This window comes from Glaciibacter kafniensis, assembly GCF_039538945.1.
Taxonomy (GTDB): Bacteria; Actinomycetota; Actinomycetes; order Actinomycetales; family Microbacteriaceae; genus Cryobacterium; species Cryobacterium kafniensis.
Genome location: NZ_BAABCN010000008.1, coordinates 180,818 through 188,358, shown reverse-complemented (window position 1 = coordinate 188,358; position 7,541 = coordinate 180,818). Strand labels below are relative to the sequence as shown.

At 62.8% G+C, this 7,541-nt stretch carries 6 protein-coding genes; 4 read left to right on the top strand and 2 right to left on the bottom strand.

Annotated features, from left to right (window positions below):
* Nucleotides 1-178: 178 nt before the first annotated feature.
* The gene (locus tag ABD791_RS14190) at nt 179-976 is read left to right on the top strand and encodes an NAD(P)-binding domain-containing protein (RefSeq protein ID WP_345067870.1); all 798 of its coding nucleotides are present in this window, start codon (nt 179-181) and stop codon (nt 974-976) included.
* 162 nt (nt 977-1,138) lie between these two features.
* Here the strand turns inward: ABD791_RS14190 and ABD791_RS14185 are convergent, their stop codons facing one another.
* Nucleotides 1,139-2,383 (bottom strand): DUF3500 domain-containing protein, encoded by a 1,245-nt coding sequence (locus tag ABD791_RS14185; protein ID WP_345067868.1) that lies wholly within the window; start codon nt 2,381-2,383, stop codon nt 1,139-1,141.
* Between the two features lie 51 nt (nt 2,384-2,434).
* Complete coding sequence (locus ABD791_RS14180; RefSeq protein ID WP_345067866.1) at nt 2,435-3,160, bottom strand: FadR/GntR family transcriptional regulator; 726 nt, start codon at nt 3,158-3,160, stop codon at nt 2,435-2,437.
* 136 nt (nt 3,161-3,296) lie between these two features.
* On the opposite strand from ABD791_RS14180, the gene ABD791_RS14175 reads away from it, so the two are divergent.
* Genes ABD791_RS14175 through ABD791_RS14165 form a run of 3 tightly spaced genes read left to right on the top strand, consistent with a single transcriptional unit; the run spans nt 3,297 to nt 7,518 of the window.
* On the top strand, nt 3,297-4,205 hold the full coding sequence (locus tag ABD791_RS14175) for a fumarylacetoacetate hydrolase family protein (protein ID WP_345067864.1): 909 nt from the start codon (nt 3,297-3,299) through the stop codon (nt 4,203-4,205).
* Nucleotides 4,202-5,422, top strand: a complete 1,221-nt coding sequence (locus ABD791_RS14170) for a CaiB/BaiF CoA transferase family protein (protein WP_345067862.1) — start codon at nt 4,202-4,204, stop codon at nt 5,420-5,422. Before ABD791_RS14175 ends, ABD791_RS14170 begins: the two co-directional genes overlap by 4 nt.
* The gene (locus tag ABD791_RS14165; protein ID WP_345067860.1) at nt 5,419-7,518 is read left to right on the top strand and encodes a cytochrome P450; all 2,100 of its coding nucleotides are present in this window, start codon (nt 5,419-5,421) and stop codon (nt 7,516-7,518) included. The genes ABD791_RS14170 and ABD791_RS14165 overlap by 4 nt, the downstream gene beginning before the upstream one ends.
* The last annotated feature ends 23 nt before the right edge of the window (nt 7,519-7,541 follow it).

The window sequence follows — 7,541 nt, the reverse complement described above, 5'->3', positions numbered from 1 at the left end:
ACCTCGGCTTCGACGTCACCCTCACACCATCGGAGGCAGCATAAGCCATTTCATTTACCTAATAGACGCGGCCTCCTTCGTCGGCTGCTCCTCGACCAACGAGATATAGCACCATGCCGCGCAACGGCGCCGATGCTCTCCACCGTGGGGCGCCGCATCCGTCTGTCAGACTGACGTCATGAGTGAAGACATCAGAGTGGCCGTCATCGGCCTCGGCGAAGCGGGTTCCCTCATTGCTGCGGGCCTCATCGCTGCGGGAGCGGATGTCGTCGGCTTCGACCCGGCCGGCAGCCTCCCGAATCCCCCGGTGCCCATCGCCGCGAGCGTCGAAGCTGCGGCAGCCGGGGCGCAGCTGGTGCTCTCCATCAGCTCGCCGACGGCGTCGCGGAAGGCGGCGGAACAGCTCGCCCCACTGCTCGAAGCGGGTGCCGTCTACGCCGATCTGAACACCGGAACACCTGCTCACAAGCGCACGCTTGCCGCACTCTTCCCGGAGGGGGCCTTCGCCGATGTCGCAGTCATGAAACCGGTGCCTGGCCTGGCCGAAAAGGTTCCTCTGGCCGTTGCCGGCACGGGCGCACATCGCTTCATCGAGCTGCTCGAACCGTTCGGCATGGACCTCGAGTTCGTCTCGTCGCGCGCCGGGGATGCCGCGGCGCGCACGCTCATCCGCAGTATGCTCACCACGGGCATGGCCGGCGTGCTGATCGATTGCCTGTGGGCGGCCGAGAGCATGGGGATCCAGGCCTGGGCATACCAGGAGATCCTCGACGAGTTCGATTCCAGTTCGAGTGAAACAGCGAAGAGCTATTTGTCGGGCACGGCCCAGCACATCAAGCGCCGTCAGATCGAGATGATGGATGTCGTTGAGATGCTGAACGACACCGGTTACGAGAGCAGTACGGCCCCGGCAGTCGGGCTGAACTACTCCCGCATCCTGCACGGCAAGAAGATCCCGTTCAGCACTATTCGGTGATCGAGGGGTAGCCGACGAGAAGGCCGCACCGACGAGGGATGTCTCCATTTCGTTGGATGAGGAGCACCCGCTTCGGAGCGGATGCGTCCGGGCACGGACCAAGGCGACGAGCAGTTGCGCGACGTCGATGGGGTGGAGCATGACCCCTCCCGAAACCTCCCGCTAGCCGTGCATAGCCGGGAACTGGCGCACGAGCTCTCGCCCATAATCGTTTCCGTTTGGAGTCCGCATGACGGTATGAACGTGAAAACGTGCCGGAAGCTCGTTGCTCAGGAAGACGCCAGTGTGATGGTCAAGCTCAAGCACCAGGACGGGGCTTTGAAGTCTGTAATAGAAGACATCGGTCGGCCCCCATCCCCCGATCCAGGAGAACCAGGTTTCGTCGTAGTGCTCTGAGATCTCCCGCTGCCGGGCTGCTGCGGGTCCGCTGGGCAAGTAGTCGGTGAAGTCGGCCACGATCGCATCGACCAGCGCCCGGGACTCCCCGTTAAGTTCCGAGACACGCACTCCTTCATACGGGATCACCCGGTTGTCTTGGAACGCTCCGGCCAAGTGTCGCTCATCGCCGGGATGGACGCGTCCTTCCGGCATGTGCGGGTCGACCATTTCTCTGTAGACGAGCGCACGCTCCTGCAGCCGCGGAGAGAGCGAATTCATGAGCAGCCGGCCGTGTTCGATGTGGTCATCGAAGGCGGTCGTTCCTTCACGAGGACCTTCATCGATGCGATTCGGTTCCGCACCAAAAAAGACCGGGGTCATCACCAGCTGGGTTCCGACGACGAGGCAATTGATGGCCGCATGGTGCCCGAAAATCTGCCAGCCCCAGGGCCGCACCGCCGACGGCTCGCCATAGATCGCAAAGTTGTAGCTGAACTCGTTCATGATGTTCGAGAGGTCAATAATCTCGCCGAGAAACCCGTTGATCCGCATGAGATCCCTGATCAGTTTGAATCCGGCGTCGCTGAGACTCGCTTCGATGACCGAGAAGATGCGGTCACGGGTCCCCTGATCCAGGGCTTCGAGCCTCAGGCCAGTGTCGTATTGCATGAATTCAGGATTTGCCCAGGACTGCCATTCGACGGCGTCGATCGGGTAGCGGATGCGGTCGGCCTGCTCGGCCGTCAAGCTTTCCAACAGGACGTCGGCCGCTTCGACCATCGCGGCCGTCGGCGCCTCTTCGCCCGGGAGCGCGTCGGCGAGAGCGAAGAGCCCAGGAATTCTGGCGCCGTCGCTGGTCACCCCGTAAAACGGCTGGGGATAGAGCTGCTTCCAGCCGTCGATGAGGCCTCCGGTGAAGGGATCCTGTTTGGCCGCTTCCCGGTACTGGTAGGCATCCAGGCCCTTCACCGAGTTAATACGCGCATCATCGGAGGGAAAGAGGTACTGCCTAAATTCCTGTGCTGACATCGTTGTCGCTCCTCGGTTCTGCCAGTTGATCGGTCACTCGCGGATTCGCCGCTAGCTTCCGCTTCCGTTTTCGTGTTCGTGGACAGCGCGTGCGGCCGCCTCGCTGTCGCCATCGATGATCGCCTGCACGAGTGCTTCGTGAACGCGGTAACGGTGCTCCAGGTAGTCGACTCTGTCTTCTTCGGTCGAGTCGAACTCCGCTGACGCGGGCTTGATGTAGCCCAGGGTGCCCGTGTAGACGGCCTTCGCCATCGCATTGGGTGAGATCTCAGCGATTCGCTCATGCAGCGCCCAGTTCGAGTGCATGAAGGCGTCATGATCTTTCGCTCGTCGCATTTTCGTCAATGCCTTCTTGAGGGCGGCGATATCTGCGGCGCCCCGATGCCGGGCCGCGTCGCCAGTGATCAATCCTTCGAGCGCCCCCCGCACGGCGATGGCATCAAGCACCAGTGACGGCGAGTCACGCACCGTCAAAAGGGTGTGACGCAAGCGAATAACCGGGTTGGACTCTGCGACGAAGATGCCGCCGCCGCGCCCGGGACGGATCGCGACGACGCCTCGTTCCCGAAGCAACCGCACCGCCTCACTCACGGTGGCCCGGGCGAAACCGGTCGAATCCCTCAGCTCATCCAGTGTCGCGACGTAGCTCCCCGGGGCGAGATCGTTGTCGCCGATCGCTGCCTCCACATTGGCCGCGAGGCTCTCCGCGCGGGTCTGGGTCGCTCCGGCGAGGGGTTGGACGGCTCGTCCGATGAGACTTTCGATAATTTGTGACACGACATCATTAGAGCACAAAACATGCGAATGTTTAATATCTTTTTAGTCCGCAGATCTTGACAGCGAGTTGAACGCCCTGCAGCATATAAAACATGCGAACCTTTAGGTGGTTTGTGAGCCTTCGAGAGGACAGACCGTGAAGCTTGTGGGATTTCGCCTGCCGGGCGAGGATCGAATCCGAGTCGCCAGGCTTGAAGGATCGACGCTCACCGTTGTGACGGATGTCGTCGGTTTCTGGCAGGACCCCAGCGGCTGGACTGCGAGCGGGCCGGCTGCCGGAGCAGAGACCTTCGATCTGACAGAGGTCGAGCTCGCCCCCGCTGTTTTGCCGTCGGCTCGTGTCATCTGCGTCGGCTTGAACTACCGCGCCCATGCGGCGGAGGGTTCGTTCCGGGATGAAGTCCTTCCGCCCTATCCGACCTTGTTCGCCCGATGGACAGCATCACTCTCTGTGAGCGGCAATCCTGCACCGATCCCGAGCGACGAAGACGGGCTGGACTGGGAGGGAGAAATCGCGGCCTTTATCGGCAGCACGCTCGTCGATGCCGACAGCGACACGGCCCGAAAGGCAGTTATCGGGTACGCAGCGTTCAACGACCTCACGTCACGCAAGGCACAAAAACTCACGTCGCAGTGGATCCTGGGCAAGAACGGCGACAACTCGGGGCCGCTCGGCCCGATTGTCACGGTCGACGAGGTCGGCGACCTCCGAGAGGGCCTGCGGGTGCAGACCCGGGTCAACGGAACCGTCGTACAAGACGGGAACACGCGAGACATGATCTACGAACTCGGCGAGGTGCTCGCTTTCATTTCCCGCACCTTCACCCTCAACCCTGGTGACATTATCTGCACCGGCACACCAGCAGGGGTGGGCTATGCCCGCACACCCCCGTGGCTTCTGCACCCCGGAGACACTGTCGAGGTCGAGGTGGAGCGCATCGGGACCGTCACGACCCCGATCGTCGGCAACGACTATCGTTATGGCTCATCCGCGGCGGCCAGTGTGCGAAGCGAAGCGTCCGTGGCGATCCGAGTGGCGCAATGAGTGGCCCCCTTGACGGGATCGTGGTCCTCGACCTGAGCCGGGCGCTGGCTGGTCCGTTCTGCACGGCGCTCCTGGCCGACATGGGCGCGACGATCATCAAAGTGGAGTCGGTGAAGGGAGGCGACGTCACCCGCACCTGGCCACCATTTGAAGGCAGCCACAGTCTCTACTTCGACTCCATCAACCGGGGCAAGTCATCGATCGCGATCGACTTCTACACCGAGGCAGGTCGGGCGCTCCTTCTGAAACTCGCACTGTCAGCGGATGTCGTCGTGGAGAATTTTCGAAGCGGCGTCATGGCCAAGCTCGGCCTGGACCCGACAGAGCTCCGAGCCCAGAAGCCGTCACTGGTGATCGCCTCGGTCAGTGGCTTCGGTGCGACCGGTCCGTTGTCTCAGGCGGCCGGGCTCGACCAGGTCGCCCAGGGAATGTCCGGCCTCATCTCGATCACCGGTGCGGATCCCGAGAACACCTACCGGTTCGGAGTCCCCATTATTGACACGATGTCGGGGGTGTTCTGTGCGTTCGGTGTCGCCAGTGCCCTTACTCAACGGGAGCGCACCGGGGAGGGCGCAGAGATCTCCACCTCGCTGTTGGAGTCGGCGCTGGCCATCACGTCTTTTCAGGGTCAGCGATATCTGAGCACGGGTCAGGTCCCCGGGCCGCACGGAAACGATCATGCATCCCTGACTCCCTACGGCGCTTTTAAGACGGCAGACAAGCCCATCACAATCGCGGTCGGTAGCAACAAACAGTGGCACGACTTGTGCGGGGCGCTGGGAGCGCCCCACCTCGCGGCGGAGCCCGACTTCGCCACCGGACGGGAGCGCACAACTCACCGGGAACGCGTCAAGGCCGCGATCGAAGGGTTGCTCCAGCGGCGTCCCGGAGCAGAGTGGATCGACGTCCTGCGGGATGCCGGCATTCCGTGCGGCCCGATCTACACGTTCGACCAGGTTTTCGAAGACCCCCAGGTGAAGGCCCTTGGGATGGTGCAGAACCTGAGCCGCGCCGATGGCTCGCCTCTCCCCCTCATCCGCGGCCCGATGTCGGTGAACGGAGTCCCCACTCCGATCCTCACCCCGCCCCCCGCGCTCGGCGCCCAGAGCAGAGCCGTGTTGCGGGGGCTCGGTTTCAACGACGACGACATCGACGCCTTGCTCGATGCGGGAGTCGTGACGGAGCCGGAAACCGTCGCGATCGGAGCACCGCGATGAGCAACGCCACGGCACAGACGAGCACGATGACGGATGCTGCACGGCAGTTGACCGTCGACGTCGACGGTCCCGTCGCCACGATTCGGCTGGACAATCAGGACCAGCGCAACTGCATCACCGCAAAGATGTGGGCGCAGTTCCCAGTGATCCTCAGGCACCTGGAATCGGACCCGCGCGTGAAGGTCGTCATCGTCCGCGGCGCGGGCTCGAACTTCTCGGCCGGCGCCGACATCACCACTCTGATGGAGATCCTCGTTGACCCTGGCACCGGCCTGCACGACGGCGGGCTGACCACCCAAGCAGAACAAGCCCTCAGTGACTTTCCCAAGCCGTTGGTCGCCGTCATCGACGGATATTGCGTCGGAGCCGCCTGGCAAGTCGCCGGTGCGTGCGACATCAGAATCGCGTCTGACCGCGCCATTTTTGGAATCACCCCGGCCAAGATCGGCATCGTCTACCCGCTGTCGGCCATCAGCCGACTGGTTGCGCTGGTGGGACCCGCGGTGGCCAAAGACCTTCTGCTGACCGGCGATTTTGTTTCCGGGCAGAAGGCTCTGACCCTGGGGTTGGTGACCCGACTCGCGCCCGCTGACCGCCTCGACGAAGACGTACGAACCCTTACCGCGACGCTGAGCTCGCGCTCCCAGCTGTCGATCCACGCGATGAAAAATATCGTCGACGTCATTGCGAGCGGCGGTGCCGGATTGGCCGAGCGAAATCACTTCTGGCAGGCCGAAATGGCGGCCAGCCAGGATCCGGAGATTGGAATTCGGGCATTCCTGCGCAAAGAGACTCCGCTCTTTATCTGGTCGCCCGAACTCGGTGAGTCTCTGCAAACGCCGAGCACCCGCATTCGCCCGCACACGAGCATCGCTTCACACGCAGCACCCCGAGGAGAAACCATGACTGATCACGACGCCACCCTGAACACCCCTGATTCCGATTGGAATCCGATCCACATCACGGACTACCGGGATTACCCGGCCGAGTACGTGAGGCTTCGGGAGAACGTTCCTCTGGCGTACACAAGCGACTACGACGGCTTCTACGGGTTCATGAAGTACGCCGATGTGCAAAAGGGCACCCGGGATTGGAAGACGTACACCAGCGGTCAGCCCTTCCTGGAATTCCCGGAGTTCATGCGGTCCATCCCGCTCGGGGAGAACCCGCCCACGCACACTTTTTACCGCAAGTTTCTGGCCCAATACTTCACTCCTGATCGGGTGGCGCTGTTGCTGCCCGATATCGAAGAACACGTCGCCGAGCGGCTCGATGCACTGATCAACGCCGGCGAAGGCGACATGATCACGGAGTTTGGAACGATTGTGCCCCAGCAGGTGCTGGCGAAGTTCCTCCAGCTCCCGGATTCTGCCTGGGAGACCATGGCAGAGAGCCTCGCCAGAGCGGATGCAGTTCGACTCGACGTGAACGCGCTGCGCGAGGTCAACAAGGATCTGTGGAATCCCACCGTCGAAGCACTCATCCAGGACCGCCGGTCAACGCCATTGGACCCGGCCACCGACATCATGTCCGGGGTGCTGGAGCTGATGCCCGACGGTCGCCCGATCACCCACGAGGAGGCCGTGGCGATCGGCGTTCAGATCTTCTCCGCCGGTGCCGACACGACCACGGCGGCCATCGGCTCGATCATGACTTACTTCGGCAGCCACCCGGATGCGCAAGCTGAGCTCCGTCAGAACCCGGAACTGATCGAGACGGCCATCGATGAGGTGCTCCGCCTCTACCCGCCGCAGCACCAGGCCGGTCGCAAGAGCACGAAGGATGTCGAGGCGCACGGCCGGGTCATCCCTGAGGGAACCAAGGTCGGCTTCAACATCTTCTCGGCCAACAGGGACCCCGATAAGTTCGCCAACCCCGAGAACTTCGTGATCGACCGTTCGCCCAATCCCCACCTGGCTTTCGGGCACGGACCACACCAGTGCATGGGGTCGCCCATCGCGCGGGCCGAGCTGATCGCTCTCGTGCGCCAGCTGCTGGCGAAAACGAGCTCGTTCACTCTGATCGACGATGCAGTCTCGAACGGGAGGCCACTGCGTACAGGCTGGTCGACCGTGCGCGTTCGTTTCGAGAAGTAGAGTATTCCGAGCTGGTGCTCGGC

Coding starts and splice junctions, on each gene's coding strand:
- ABD791_RS14190 (WP_345067870.1), top strand. CDS start 179: ATGAGTGAAGACATCAGAGTGGCCGTCATCGGCCTCGGCGAAGCGGGT.
- ABD791_RS14185 (WP_345067868.1), bottom strand. CDS start 2,383: ATGTCAGCACAGGAATTTAGGCAGTACCTCTTTCCCTCCGATGATGCG.
- ABD791_RS14170 (WP_345067862.1), top strand. CDS start 4,202: ATGAGTGGCCCCCTTGACGGGATCGTGGTCCTCGACCTGAGCCGGGCG.
- ABD791_RS14165 (WP_345067860.1), top strand. CDS start 5,419: ATGAGCAACGCCACGGCACAGACGAGCACGATGACGGATGCTGCACGG.